Raw genomic sequence first — 12,950 nt, 5'->3', positions numbered from 1 at the left:
CGAGGAATCCGTTTCCGCCGTGCGCGCCGATCGAGCGCTGCCGCGCGGAGAGCAGCGGGTCGTCGGGCCGGGGGAACGGGATCCGGTCGATGATGACGAGGGAGAGCGAGGGCCCCGGGACGTCCACGCCCTGCCAGAGCGTCAACGTGCCGACGAGCGTGGTCGCCGGGTCCTCGGCGAAACGACGCACGAGGTTCGGCATGGAGTCCTCGCCCTGGAGGAGGACCGGCGTGTCGAGCTCCGCGCGCAGGTGCTCGGCGGCCTCTCGGGCGCCGCGCATCGAGGAGAACAGCCCGAGGGCGCGGCCGCCGGCGGCGCGGATGAGCGAGACCATTTCCGCGTTCGTCTCGGGGGAGGCACCGTCGCGGCCGGGTGCGGGGAGGTGCTTGGCCACGTAGAGGATCGCGTTGCGCGAGTAGTCGAACGGGGAGCCGACGTCGAGGCCGGTCCAGCGCAAATGGACCTCTTCCTTTATCGAGTCGCCTGCATCTGCACGAACGGCGCTCTCGGTGCCGACATCGGCCTCGGGGAGGAGCTCGGTGGAGCTCGACGCCGAACCGGCGCGGCCGGGGCGCCCGGACGTCTCCTCTGCCCTGGGGAGGCCCCACGCCGTGGCGAGCGCGCCGAAATTGCCGCCGGTGGTGAGCGTCGCGGAGGTGAGCACCACGGTGGACTCGGCGAAGAGGCGGGTGCGGAGCAGGCCGGCGACGGTGAGCGGCGCTACCCGCAGCACGAGTCCGCGGCGATTCTCGTCCGAGAGCCAGACGATCTCCTGGCGCTCCGTGACGGGCTTGTCGAACGAGGAAACGATGCGCTCGGCGGCCTCGGTGACCTCGTCGAGAGCGGCGGCCGCCTGCTTGCGTGCGGAGGCGCCCTCGGGATCGTTCGCGGCCTCGCCCGGCTTCGACGCGGCGATGGTCGCGCGGCAGTTCGCCGAGGCCTCGCGGACTCCGTTGATCGCCATCGCGGCGTCCTCGGAGATCTGGTCCCAGCGGTCGCGCTTCTCTTCGGCGAGCACCATGGCGAGGCCGTCGGCGGCCTCCTCGAGGCGCTGCACCGAGGCGTCGGAGGCGTGCTTCCGCGCGCGCTTCGCCGCCGCCGACGCCGCTGCCCCCGTGAGCTCGGCGGTGGACACGCCCGTGACCCTGTCGGACAGCTCGTGGGCCTCGTCGACGACCACTACGTCGTGCTCGGGGAGGATCGACGCGTCGGTCATCGCATCGATGGCGAGGAGCGCGTGGTTGGTGACCACGACATCGGCCTGTGCGGCCCTGTCGCGGGCGGCCTCGGCGAAGCATTCCTCCACGTCCGGGCACAGCGAGCCCATGCACTCGCGTGCCGTGACGGAGACTTGGCGCCACGCCTGGTCCGAGACGCCGCGGGTGAGCTCGTCGCGGTCGCCGCTCTCGGTGTCCTGCGCCCAGTCGTGCAGGCGCGAGATCTCCTTGCCGAGCCACGAAGTGGGGCCGGCGGCTGCGGCTGCGCCGGGCTCGTCGAAGAGATCGAGCTCCTCCTCGGCGCTGCCGCCCGAGCGGATCTTGTTGAGACAGAGGTAGTTCCCTCGCCCCTTGAGGATCGCGAACGCGGGCGCTGTGCCGAGCTCGGGCTCGAGCGCCTCGACGAGCCGCGGCAGGTCTCGCTCGACGAGCTGGTTCTGCAGCGCGAGAGTAGCAGTGGAGACGACGACTGGCGTGCCCGAGCTCGCGGCGTGCCGGATCGAGGGGACGAGATACGCCATAGATTTACCGGTGCCGGTGCCCGCCTGGACCGCGAGGTGCTCGCCCGTATCCATCGACTTGGCGACGGCCTTGGCCATCTCGATCTGCCCCTCGCGGCGCGAGCCCCCCAGGGCCGTGACGGCGGCGTCGAGGAGCTCGGGGACGCTGGGCAGATCGGCGGAACTCACTCGGGCAATGGTAGACGGCCCGGCCCGGGAGGCGGGAACGGACGGCGGCTGCGGGGCGAGCCGGCGCTCAGGACTGCAGGTGGCCGCGGATCTCCGCGCCGTCGGTGGCGAGTTCGTCGAGCGCTGCGCGGCCGCGCTGCGGGTCGACGGCCGCGGTGAGGTCTGCGCGGATCGCCGTCACAAAGCCCTCCCGCAGGGCGTCGGAGGCGGTGGCCCGCACGCAGTGATCGGTGGCGATGCCCACGACGTCCACGCTCCGCACACCCGCGGCGCGCAGCCACTCGGCAAGCGCGGCGCCCTCGCCCTCGCCGGCGGCGAGGCGGCCCTCGAAGCCCGAGTACGCAGCCTCGAAGGCGCCCTTGTCGAAGATCGCGTCGAAGTGCACCCCGGCGAGCTCGGGCCGCAGCTCGGCGCCCGCGGTGCCTCGCACGCAGTGCACGGGCCAGGTGTCCACGAAATCCGGGGTGTCGGAGAAGTGCGCGCCCGGGTCGACGTGCATGTCGCGGGTCGCGACGACGAGCCGATAGCCGTGCTCCCCGGCGAGCAGTTCGGCGACGCGCTCGGCGACCCCGTCGGCGCCGGCAACGCCGAGGGCGCCGCCGGGGCAGAAATCGTTCTGCACGTCGACGACCAGGAGCGCGTCGGCGCGGCTCATCGTCCGATCACCCTGACGGCGAGCGCCGGGTCCCCCTCGGCGAGCGAGAGCCCTTCCCATGGCAAGGTGATCCGAGCGTCGGCCTGGAGCCGCCGCGAGTCCTCGAGGGAGGGGAGCGCGGATACCGGTTCGCCGCCGACGAACAGCGGACGTAGGAGGGGCCGAACCTCGTTGACGCGGGGCTCCTCGGCGAGGGCCGAGACGTCGGCGCCGACGGGTGTGAGTACCTCCTCCAGCGCGGTGCCCGTCGAGCGGTAGGTGCGGTAGGCGTCCTTGGCCCCGGGCAGCGTCTCCTTGTGCGCGGAGCGCTTGGCCACGGGGATGCCGTCGACCTCGACGAGCTTGTAGACCATCGACGCGGTCGGCGCGCCCGAGCCGGTGACGAGGCGCGTGCCGATGCCGTAGGCGTCGACGGGCTCGGCGCGAAGGCCGGCAATGGCATACTCGTCGAGGTCGCCGGAGACGACGATGCGCGTGTCCCCGGCGCCGAGCTCGTCGAGCTGGCGCCGGACCTGGCGGGCGAGGACGCCGAGGTCGCCCGAATCGATGCGGACGGCGCCCAACCGCGGGCCGGCGACCTCGATGGCGTTGGCGACGCCCTGGGTGATGTCGTAGGTGTCGACGAGAAGCGTGGTGCCCACGCCGAGAGCGTCGACCTGCGCGCGGAACGCGGCCTTCTCGTCGGCGCCCGAGGGTCTGGTGTGCAGCAGCGTGAACGCGTGGGCGCTCGTCCCGGCGGACGGGACGCCCCAGCGGCGCTCGGCCTCGAGGTTCGAGGTCGAGGTGAACCCCGTGAGGTACGCGGCACGTGCCGCGGCGACCGCCGCCTCCTCGTGCGCGCGCCGGGAGCCCATCTCGATGAGCGCGCGGCCGTCCCCGACCGAGACCATGCGCGCGCCTGCGGAGGCGACAGCGCAGTCGTGGTTGAGTACCGAGAGGATGAGGGTCTCGAGGATCACGCACTCGGCGAAGCCGCCGGTGACACGGAGGATCGGGGAATTGGGGAAGTACAGCTCGCCCTCGGCGTAGGCGTCGATGTCCCCGCGGAACCGGTAGCCGCGCAGCCACTCGAGCGTCGCGGCGTCGATGGAGTCTCCGAGCGCGGCGATCTCGGCCTCGCCGAAACGGAATTCGGAGAGCCGCTCGACCAGCCGGCCGATGCCGGCGACTACTCCGTACCTGCGGCGCAACGGGAGACGACGGGCGAAGACCTCGAAGGTGCAGCGGCGGTCCGCCGTGCCGTCGGCCAGAGCCGCGCGGATCATCGTCAGCTCGTAGTGGTCCGTCAGGAGGGCGGTGGAGGGGGCTGCCTGGGTGCTCACGGGCTCAAGGTTACGGGCGCGCGTCGCCGGGGCGCACGTATCGTTGGGGCATGTACTGCGCATGGTCCATGGATGCCGCCGTGGCGGAACCGCCGGCGGGTTCGCTCGTGTCCCCGTCGGCGTCTCCGGCCGCTGCTTTGTCGGCCTCCTCTCCGGCGCCCCTCGCCAGCCCTGCCGTCGAGGAGACCACGGAGCTCTCGGGCGGCGAGAACAACCCATGGGTGTGCGTAGTCTGGGACGACCCGGTCAACCTCATGAGCTACGTGACCTTCGTTCTCCAGCGCACCTTCGGTTATGACAGGGGCAAGGCCCACGATCTCATGCTCGCGATCCACAACGAGGGCAAGTGTGCCGTGGCGTCGGGGAGCCGGGACGACATGGAGAACGCCGTCCGGAAGCTGCAGGAGGCCGGCCTGTGGGCGACCCTGCAGAAGGGGGAGTAGAGACGTGGAGCGGCAACGGAGATTCGCCCGCAAGTCCGGGCTGCGGGGCGTCCGCTTCAAGGCGCGGATCGAGCCCGGCGAGGCGATGCTCGTCAAGGAGGTCGTCGCCGAGGTCATGCAGCTCCTGCGTACGCGTCTCGAGGCCGGGGAGCAGGACGAGCTGGCGAAGATCACCGGGATCCGTTCGGGCAATTCCGAGGCGCCCGAGTATCCGCCGCTCGCGCGGCTCGTCCCCGATTTCCTCCCGCCCGCAGGCACCCCGCGTGCGCGGCCGCGGCCGGAGGACTCCGGCGAAGGCGGCAGCGGCGAAGGCGATCTGGGCGAAGGTACGGCCGCGGATGACGGCGCAGGTGCCGGTTCCGGAGACGGCGCCAGCGCCGGCGACGGCACCGCCCCGGAGAACAGCGGGCCCGACGCCGCGGAGGTCGATCGCGAGAACGCCGCGATGCGCATGCTCCACGAACCGGAGATCGTCGAGAGCAAGCTCATCGCGGGCGAGACCCTCATCCGCTCGGTGCCGAGCAGGGGCGGCTCGATTTCGCTCAACGAGGAGCAGGCGCTCGCGTGGCTGCAGTCCCTCAACGACGTCCGGCTCGTGCTCGGCGAGCTCCTCATCCGCGCGGCCGACGCCCCCGGCGCCGCCGACCTCGGCTCCAACGGCGCCCCGCGTCCGGGCTGGTACCGGGCCGCGGTGCCCGAGGAGATGCCGGCGGAGGACTCCAAGGAGTTTATGCCGTGGCAGGCCTATCACTGGTGCGCGATGATGCAGGAAGATCTCATCGAGGCGATGTCTTCATGAACCGCAGCTTTCAGGGCCCGGGCAGCGTGCCGGGACTCGGTGCGGCCCCCGTGCGGAACGCTGGCATCGACAAGCGGCGGCCGAGCACCGGCCGCTCCGCCGCCTTCATCACCCTCGGCATCATGCTCGCCACTATGTGGGTGCTCGAGGGCATCGACCAGCTTCTCGGCGGCAGCCTCGACAACGAGGGCGTCCACCCGCTCAGCGTCGACGGACTCACAGGCATCCTCCTCGCACCGCTGCTGCACGCGAATTGGGCGCACCTCATCGGCAACACCATCCCGCTGCTCGTGATCGGCTCGATCATCGCGCTCTCGGGATTCAAGAACTTCCTCCTCGTGACGGCCGCCGGCTGGATCCTCTCCGGCGCCCTCACGTGGCTCATCGGCGGGACCGGGACGGTGCACCTCGGCGCCTCGGGGATCGTCTTCGCGTACATCGTCTACGTCGTCGTGCGCGGCGCGTTCACCCGCCGGCCGCTGCACATCCTCGTCGGCCTGGCGGCGGCGGTGTACTACGGCCTCGTCATCGTCGGCGGGATCGTCCCGTTCGGCAACGAGGGCATCTCGTGGCAGGGGCACCTCGGTGGCGCCATCGGCGGCGTGTTCGCGGCGTCCCGCCTCGGCCGCGGCAAGGCGGCGTCCGCGCGATGAGCACCTCCGCCGTCACGAGCGATTCGGGCCCCGAGCCGAGTGCGGGCAGAACGGACAACAGCGCGCCGATCGGCATCTTCGACTCCGGGGTCGGGGGACTCACCGTCGCGCGTTCGGTGATGGACCAGCTGCCCGGCGAGGGGATCGTGTACGTCGGGGACACGGCGAATGGGCCGTACGGCCCGCTGCCGCTCGCCGAGGCCAGGCGCCATTCGGTCGCGGTGGCCGATGCGCTCGTCGAGCGCGGCGTCAAGGCGCTGGTCATCGCATGCAACACGGCGACCGCGGCGAGCCTCGACGTGCTCCGCGAGCGCTACGAAGTGCCCGTCGTCGAAGTCATCACGCCGGCCGTGCGCCGCGCCGTCGCCACGACGCGCTCGGGGCGGATCGGGGTCATCGGCACGCAGGGCACGGTCGCCTCTGGCGCATACCAGCGCGCCTTCGCCGAACGCGGGGTCGACGCGACTGCCGTGGCCTGTCCGAGATTCGTCGATTTCGTCGAGCGCGGCATCACTTCGGGGCGGCAGATCCTCGGGCTCGCGGAGGCCTACCTCGCCCCGCTTCGCGCCGCGGACTCCGACACCGTGGTCCTTGGCTGCACGCACTATCCGCTGCTGTCCGGCGTCATCCAGCTGTCGCTCGGGCCCGAGGTGTCGCTCGTCTCCTCGGCGGAGGAGACCGCGAAGGATCTTCTCGCGGTGTTGACGGAAAAGGGCGCACTCGCCGAGCCCGCGTCGCTCTCCGCTGAGGGGGAGGAGCAGGTGCCCGTGATCCGCGAATTCCTGTCCACGGGCGACCCGTACCGGTTCACGAACCTCGCCAAGCGCTTCCTCGGCCCCGGAGTGGGCAGGGCCGGGCATCTCGACGTGGGTTGACCGGGATCGAACCGGGGGCCCGGGGTAGGGACGTAGCCTGCGTTCGCGCGCGGCACATCTGGCACCATGGGTTCATGCAGCTGACCGTCATCGGTAGTTCGGGCTCACTCTCGGGCCCGCAATCCACGGCCTCGTGTTACCTCGTGGAGCTCCCCGGCTACAGGCCCATCGTCATGGACCTCGGGCCGGGCAGTATCGGGCGGCTCCAGCGCCATATCGACCCGGGTTCGGCGACGCTGTTCCTCAGCCACCTCCACGCCGACCACTGCCTCGACGTCCCCGCGCTCCTAGTGTGGCGGCGCTTCGGCCCCAACACCTACGCCGAGCGCGCGGAGGTCTACGCGCCCGCCGGCGCCGCCGAGCGGCTCGGCCGCGCCTCGGCAGAATCCGTCGACGAGGTGGACGACGTCTCGGATACCCTCGCGATGCACGACTGGGACCCGGAGAACCCCGTCGAACTGCACGGGGAGGACGGCGTGCACGTCGCCTCCGTCCGCACGGCCAAGGTCTTCCACCCGCCGCTGAGCTTCGCGATCCGGATCGACACCCCCTACGGCGCCTCGCTCACGTTCTCCGGGGACACGGCGTTCTGCTCGGAGCTGATCGACCTCGCCCGCGGCAGCGACGTGCTGCTCTGCGAGGCATCGTGGGAGCACCCGGGGGAGCACCCCGAGGGCGTGCACATGTCCGGCACGGAAGCCGGCCGCACGGCGCGCGAGGCGGGCGTCCGGATGCTCGTGCTCACCCACATCCCGCCGTGGACCGACACCGCCGCGGTCGAGCGCGAGGCCCGCGCCGAATTCTCCGGCGAGATCCTCGTCGCCGAGCCGGGCCTGCAGTTCACCCTCGACTACTGATTCGGCCGCCGACGCACCGCACGTACCCTGGTCCCCGTGACTACGCAACGCGCAGACGGCAGAGCCGCAGACGAACTGAGGAACGTATCCATCACCCGCGGGTTCACCTCTCACCCCGCTGGCAGCGTGCTCGTGGAGTTCGGGAACACCCGGGTCATGTGCACCGCGAGCGTCGAGCAGGGCGTTCCCCGCTGGCGGAAGGGCTCGGGCCTCGGCTGGTTGACGGCGGAGTACGCCATGCTCCCGGCCGCCACCCACGAGCGCTCCCGCCGAGAATCCGTCAAGGGGAAGGTCTCCGGGCGGACCCAGGAGATCTCCCGGCTCGTCGGTCGCTCGCTCCGCGCGGCGATCGATCTGTCGGCGCTCGGTGAGAACACCATCGCCCTCGACTGCGACGTGCTGCAGGCGGATGGCGGGACGAGGACCGCGGCGATCACGGGCGCCTACGTGGCGCTGGCCGACGCCGTCACGTGGCTCCAGTCCGCGGGAAGCGTGAGCGGCAACCCGCTCACGGGCCACGTCGCTGCGGTGAGCGTCGGAGTGATCGACGGGGACGTGCGCCTCGACCTCCCGTACGAGGAGGATTCGCGGGCCGAGGTCGACCTCAACATCGTCGGGTTCTCCGGCGGCAAGCTCGTCGAGGTGCAGGGCACTGCCGAAGGCGAGCCCTTCGACCGCGACGCGATGTCGGCGATGCTCGATCTCGGGCAGAAGGGGATCGCGGAGCTCATCGAGATGCAGGCGAAGGCGCTCGATGCGCCGTACCCGGGCGAGCTCCCCTCGCCCACTCAGGCGAAGTAGCGGTGGCCGCCGTGCGGCTGCTCGTGGCGAGCAGGAACGCGAAAAAGCTCGTCGAGCTCCGGCGGGTGCTCGACGCCGCCGGGGTCGAGGGGATCGAGCCGGTCGGGCTCGACTCCGTGCCCGAGTATCCGGAAGAGCCCGAGACGGGGGCGACCTTCACGGAGAACGCGCTGATCAAGGCACGCTCCGGCGCCGCGGCGACGGGGCTGCCGTGCCTCGCTGACGATTCGGGGATCGCCGTTGATGCGCTGGGCGGCATGCCGGGGGTGCTCTCCGCGCGCTGGTCGGGCGGTCACGGCGACGACGAGGCGAACAACGCGCTTCTCCTCGGCCAGCTCGGGGACGTGCCCGACGAGCGCCGCGGCGCCGCCTTCGTCTCGACCGTCGCGCTCGTGGTGCCTGGTGGCGCCGGAGAGACGGTCACCGAGGGCCGATGGGAGGGCGAGATCCTCCGGGCGCCCCGCGGTTCGAGCGGGTTCGGCTACGACTCGCTGTTCCTGCCCGCAGGCTCCGAGCGCTCGGCGGCCGAGCTGAGCCCGGAGGAGAAGGACGCCGACTCCCACCGCGGACGTGCTCTCCGCGCCCTGCTCCCCGCACTGCGCGCGCTCGCTGCGGGCGAGGAGCTCCCCACGAACTGAGCCGGGCGCGCGCCCGACGAAGGCCCGGCGCCGGCCGGTGGGCACTGGCAGGATGGGCGGCATGTCCTATTTCTTTCGTCGCCGCGACGCACGATTCGCCCGGGACGAACCCCCGGCGCGGCGGCGCGGATACGAGGAGAACAGCGGGCACCTGGGCGCGGCAGCCGGGTCCACTGAGCCGACCCTGCCCCGCCCTGCCGCACACCCGCGCGTGCGGCGCTCACGAATCCGCTTCGTCGCAATGTTCGTCGTCGGCCTCGCCGTCATGTTCGTCGCGAGCCCGGCATTGGGGTGGATGGTGGCGCCTGCGGCGGGCTGGTTCGTCGCGGCCGTGCTCTACGACGTCCTCGTCTGGCGCTCGATCTCCCGGATGGACGCCGAGGAGACGAGGAAGCACGCCCAGGTCGAGGATCCCTCGCGGGCCGCGCGGGAGCTGCTGCTCCTGTCCGTCAACGTCGCGTCCATCATCGCCGTCGTCATCCTCATCGTCGCGACTTCGCATGTGAGTAAGCACGTGGGCTTCGCCTACGCCGTGCTCGCACTCGCCACCGTGGCCGCGTCCTGGGTGTTGCTCCACACGATGTTCACGCTGCGGTACGCGGCGTTGTACTATTCTGTGGATCCGCCCGACGGCGTGTACTTCAACGAGAATAAGCGCCCGTGCTACGCGGATTTCGCATACATCGCCTTCACGATCGGCATGTCCTTCGCCGTCTCCGACCCTGCGGTGATCACCACCGAGTTCCGCAAGCTCGTGCTCCAACACACGTTCCTCGCGTACATCTACGGAACGACCATCGTCGCCACGACGGTGAGCCTCATCGTCGGCCTATTCTGACCAGCCGGCTCGGCCGATCTGCCACCATGGCGGCATGGCTCCGGACCAATACGGAAACGGCGCGCAGCCCGGCAATTCTTCCGGCCGCTCGGAGAGGCACCACGCGAAGCCGTCGACCGTCGAGCTGCGGGTCGGTCACCACGAACTCGAGATCCGCCAGCGCTACGAGATCGCGAGCATTTGCAACGACATCGTGATCGCGATCTGGTTTATCGTCGGTTCGATTCTGTTCTTCTCCGACAGGACGACTTTTGCGGCGACCTGCCTGTTTCTCATCGGCAGCATCCAGATGATCCTCCGCCCCGCGATCCGCCTCACGCGCAGGGACCACCTGCAGAAGTTGAACGGAGCGCCAGCCCACGAGACGGCGATGGATTTCTAGGCTGCGGTTTCAGCCGCCGCTGCTGCAGTGGCCGCCGGGCGCCGAACGGCGGTCGCCGTCAGGCCAGACCGACCGAGCGCTTGGCCTCTTCGATCTGGGCCTTGACCTCCCGCGAACGGATGTGTTCGAAGTAGAACGACAGGAACGGGATTGTGCCGGCGAGGCAGGTGAGGAGCAGCTTGCCCCACGGCCAGCGGACCTTGACGCCGAGGTCGAGGGTGAAGAGCAGGTACGCCATGTACATCCACCCGTGGACGATGGCGATCCACTTGAGGTTCTCGACGCCGAAGCCGTAATAGGCGATCATCTCGGCGACGAGCAGGAGCAGCCAGATGCCGGTGGTCCAGGCGAGGATGCGGTAGCGAGTGAGCGCGCCGGAGATCTTCTTGAGCTGGGCCTCGGGATCGGCGACCTGATCGGTCTCGGGGGTGGTCAACGCGAGTGTCCTTCCGCGGATGTGCTGTGAGCGTGCCCTGAGCGGGCGGGCTCGCCCTCGAGGGAGGCGAGGTAGCTGTTGTATTCGGACAGGGTCGGATCGAGCGGCTCCTCCACACCCGTTCCGGCCCTTGCCGCCTGCGGCAGGAAGCTCTCCGGGATCTCCGTCTGCACGCCGTCGGCGCGGCGGCCGGATTCGGGGGAGGCGGTGTAGCGCTCGTGGATGGTCGAGCCGGAACGAAGAGCTTCTGCGCGCATCTCCTCGAGCCGGGAGAGCCGCTTGTAGAGGAAAACGAGGAAGATCGCGAAGAACGGCCACTCGATGGAGTAGCCGAGATTCATGTACGTGCCCTGCGCGGAGTTCCAGCGGCTGAGCTGCCAATAGCCCATGAGCAGGCAGACGACGGCGCCGATAACGACGACCGTGAGGAAGGCCTTCTTGTTGAGACCGGGCTTCTTGCCCGACTTTGCATTCGCCGCGCCGTCCTGCGAGCGGTCCGCACGGGATTTCCTCGCGCGGAGCAGCGGATGGACCTCGGCGGCGACGTCCCTGCGGGGCGCCGTCTCCGTGGAATCCTGCTGGTGATCACGCGTGCCCGACACGCATGTAACGATACCGCCTGGCGCCGCGTATGCTAATTCCGGTCAAGCGCCCGTGGCGGAACTGGCAGACGCGCTGGATTTAGGTTCCAGTGTCTTCGGACGTGGGAGTTCAAGTCTCCCCGGGCGCACTTTTTCCTATACTCGCGAGGAATGTTCGGAGCTCCTCCGACATCGGTCCGCTCGCCCGGGACATGAGCTCTCCGCCGTCACACGTGTAGAGCCCGAACAGGGCGGTGCCGTCGCGCTCGGAGAGCAGCTTGATGTGGCCGCCGGAGGCCTCCCAGCGGTCGAGGGCCTCGAGGAGTTCGGGGGGGGCGCATGGCCCGAGCGCAGGTCCCTCGAGGCGGCCGCGGCCCCCGTTTCGGTTCGGTGGGACGAACTCTCGTGTTTGTTAGCATTCTCCGCATGTCCGTGTCGACGTTGTCCGAGAGCAGCCAGAACTACGTCAAGGCAGTGTGGAGTCTCGCGGAGTGGTCGGACGAGCCGGTCACGGCGTCGACGGTGGCGGCGCGGGTCGGCGTCAAGCTCTCCACTGCGTCGGATGCCATCCGCAAGCTCACCGAGCAGGGGCTGCTCGAGCACGCGCGCTACGGGTCGGTCAACCTGACGCCGGAGGGGCGCGCTCATGCAGTGGCCATGGTCCGCCGCCACCGTTTGATCGAGACTTTCCTCGTCGACGTGCTCGGCTACGAATGGGACCAGGTGCACGACGAGGCCGAGGCGCTCGAGCACGCGGTCTCCGACTTCCTCGTCGAGCGGATCGACGTGCACCTCGGTCACCCGACGCGGGATCCGCACGGCGACACGATTCCAACGGCCGCGGGCGAGATCGAGCGGCCGACCGCGGTTCCGCTCGGGAGCCTCGGCGCCGACAGACGCGCCCGCGTCGAACGTATCGCCGACGACGATCCGGGGCTGTTGCAATTCTTCGCCGAGCACGGAATCCGCTGGGGTTGTGAGATCGAGACGCGTCCCGCGGCGCCGTATTCGGACACCGTGGAGATCGTCATCCGTGCAGACGACGAGTTCGAGGGCAACGCCGGTGGCGCCGAGTGGCCGAGGCTGCCGCTCGGCCGGGCAGCCGCGGATGCGGTGTGGGTGCAGCCGCTCGACTAGGGGCGTGCCGCCCGGCTAGTTGATGCCCGCCTTGTACACGAGCAGCGCGTGGCCGTTGCTGAATGCTTGTGATTCGACGAGATCCAGGTCGGGAATGGTCGTGCCGTCCGGGAACAGCCGACGGCCTCGTCCCTGGACGTAGGGGACCACGTAGAGGCGGTATTCGACTACGAGGCCCGCGGAGATCAGGGCGTGGCACACGCGGATGCTGCCGGTCACCACGATGTCCTGACCCGGCTCGGCCGTGAGTCGGCGTACCTCCTCGATCCAGTCGCTCGAGAGGACCCGGCTCCGCTGCCAGGCCGGATCGGTGAGGGTCGAGGAGACCACGAGCTTCTCCTGCTCGTCGAGGTCCGAGCTGATCCCGGTCGCGTCGTCTTCGACCTCCGGCCAATAGCCGCGGAAATCCTCGAATGTCTGCCGCCCGAGGAGGAGGAACTCGCAACGCTGGCTCTGCTCGAAGAGCACCTCGAGCTCGGCTTCGTTGCTCTCCTGAGGGTCGAACCAATCGTCGAGCATCTCGATGGATCCGTCGAGGGTGATGTTCTGGGAGATCACCACGCGCCGCGTGGTGGGTGCTGTCGTGTCCATGCCCCGAGCGTGGCCGATCGCGGCGAGGGATCTTTG

General features: G+C 70.1%; 16 protein-coding genes and 1 tRNA gene. 11 read left to right on the top strand and 6 right to left on the bottom strand.

What is annotated here, in order from left to right:
* From V7E05_RS02880 to V7E05_RS02870, 3 genes are all read right to left on the bottom strand, one after another.
* The coding region (locus V7E05_RS02880) for an ATP-dependent DNA helicase (protein ID WP_333618163.1) at positions 1-1,906 on the bottom strand (1,906 nt) is incomplete at its 3' end.
* Positions 1,907-1,973: 67 nt separating this feature from the next.
* Positions 1,974-2,561: an isochorismatase family protein gene (locus V7E05_RS02875; RefSeq protein ID WP_333618162.1), complete on the bottom strand. Its 588-nt coding sequence runs from the start codon at positions 2,559-2,561 to the stop codon at positions 1,974-1,976.
* Entirely contained in the window at positions 2,558-3,826 is a 1,269-nt protein-coding gene (locus V7E05_RS02870) for a nicotinate phosphoribosyltransferase (protein WP_333618168.1), read from the bottom strand. Before V7E05_RS02870 ends, V7E05_RS02875 begins: the two co-directional genes overlap by 4 nt.
* Positions 3,827-3,933: 107 nt before the next feature.
* Here V7E05_RS02870 and clpS point away from each other — a divergent pair, with 107 nt between their 5' ends.
* The 9 genes from clpS to V7E05_RS02825 all read left to right on the top strand — a co-directional run bounded on the left by clpS (position 3,934) and on the right by V7E05_RS02825 (position 10,169).
* Positions 3,934-4,326, top strand: a complete 393-nt coding sequence (clpS, locus tag V7E05_RS02865; RefSeq protein WP_442891578.1) for an ATP-dependent Clp protease adapter ClpS — start codon at positions 3,934-3,936, stop codon at positions 4,324-4,326.
* A gap of 4 nt (positions 4,327-4,330) precedes the next feature.
* Entirely contained in the window at positions 4,331-5,125 is a 795-nt protein-coding gene (locus V7E05_RS02860; RefSeq protein WP_333618161.1) for a DUF2017 family protein, read from the top strand.
* Positions 5,122-5,778 (top strand): rhomboid family intramembrane serine protease, encoded by a 657-nt coding sequence (locus tag V7E05_RS02855; protein ID WP_333618160.1) that lies wholly within the window; start codon positions 5,122-5,124, stop codon positions 5,776-5,778. The genes V7E05_RS02860 and V7E05_RS02855 overlap by 4 nt, the downstream gene beginning before the upstream one ends.
* Positions 5,775-6,653 (top strand): glutamate racemase, encoded by an 879-nt coding sequence (gene murI / locus V7E05_RS02850; protein WP_333618159.1) that lies wholly within the window; start codon positions 5,775-5,777, stop codon positions 6,651-6,653. The genes V7E05_RS02855 and murI overlap by 4 nt, the downstream gene beginning before the upstream one ends.
* Positions 6,654-6,727: 74 nt before the next feature.
* Positions 6,728-7,510: an MBL fold metallo-hydrolase gene (locus V7E05_RS02845; protein ID WP_333618158.1), complete on the top strand. Its 783-nt coding sequence runs from the start codon at positions 6,728-6,730 to the stop codon at positions 7,508-7,510.
* Between the two features lie 36 nt (positions 7,511-7,546).
* Positions 7,547-8,311: a ribonuclease PH gene (gene rph / locus V7E05_RS02840; RefSeq protein WP_333618157.1), complete on the top strand. Its 765-nt coding sequence runs from the start codon at positions 7,547-7,549 to the stop codon at positions 8,309-8,311.
* A 2-nt stretch (positions 8,312-8,313) separates the two neighbouring features.
* Entirely contained in the window at positions 8,314-8,949 is a 636-nt protein-coding gene (gene rdgB / locus V7E05_RS02835; RefSeq protein ID WP_333618156.1) for an RdgB/HAM1 family non-canonical purine NTP pyrophosphatase, read from the top strand.
* Between the two features lie 61 nt (positions 8,950-9,010).
* Entirely contained in the window at positions 9,011-9,787 is a 777-nt protein-coding gene (locus V7E05_RS02830) for a DUF1345 domain-containing protein (protein WP_333618155.1), read from the top strand.
* Positions 9,788-9,821: 34 nt separating this feature from the next.
* The gene (locus V7E05_RS02825) at positions 9,822-10,169 is read left to right on the top strand and encodes a YrhK family protein (RefSeq protein WP_333618154.1); all 348 of its coding nucleotides are present in this window, start codon (positions 9,822-9,824) and stop codon (positions 10,167-10,169) included.
* 58 nt (positions 10,170-10,227) lie between these two features.
* On the opposite strand, the gene V7E05_RS02820 is transcribed toward V7E05_RS02825, so the two are convergent.
* Both V7E05_RS02820 and V7E05_RS02815 read right to left on the bottom strand, forming a co-directional pair.
* A complete protein-coding gene (locus tag V7E05_RS02820) occupies positions 10,228-10,605 on the bottom strand; it encodes a DUF3817 domain-containing protein (protein WP_333618153.1) in 378 nt (125 codons plus the stop codon).
* A complete protein-coding gene (locus V7E05_RS02815; RefSeq protein ID WP_333618152.1) occupies positions 10,602-11,207 on the bottom strand; it encodes a hypothetical protein in 606 nt (201 codons plus the stop codon). Before V7E05_RS02815 ends, V7E05_RS02820 begins: the two co-directional genes overlap by 4 nt.
* A 46-nt stretch (positions 11,208-11,253) precedes the next feature.
* On the opposite strand from V7E05_RS02815, the gene V7E05_RS02810 reads away from it, so the two are divergent.
* Both V7E05_RS02810 and V7E05_RS02805 read left to right on the top strand, forming a co-directional pair.
* Positions 11,254-11,335, top strand: a tRNA-Leu gene (locus tag V7E05_RS02810).
* 277 nt (positions 11,336-11,612) lie between these two features.
* On the top strand, positions 11,613-12,323 hold the full coding sequence (locus V7E05_RS02805) for a metal-dependent transcriptional regulator (protein WP_333618151.1): 711 nt from the start codon (positions 11,613-11,615) through the stop codon (positions 12,321-12,323).
* 15 nt (positions 12,324-12,338) lie between these two features.
* Here V7E05_RS02805 and V7E05_RS02800 read toward each other — a convergent pair whose 3' ends face one another.
* Positions 12,339-12,914 carry a dihydrofolate reductase family protein gene (locus V7E05_RS02800; RefSeq protein WP_333618150.1) on the bottom strand — a complete coding sequence of 192 codons (576 nt, stop codon included), beginning with the start codon at positions 12,912-12,914 and terminating at the stop codon, positions 12,339-12,341.
* Positions 12,915-12,950: the final 36 nt, after the last annotated feature.

Source organism: Dietzia sp. (assembly GCF_036741115.1).
Classification (GTDB): domain Bacteria; phylum Actinomycetota; class Actinomycetes; order Mycobacteriales; family Mycobacteriaceae; genus Dietzia.
The sequence above is the reverse complement of the archived record's forward strand: the minus strand, read 5'-3'. Positions and strand labels throughout refer to the sequence as shown.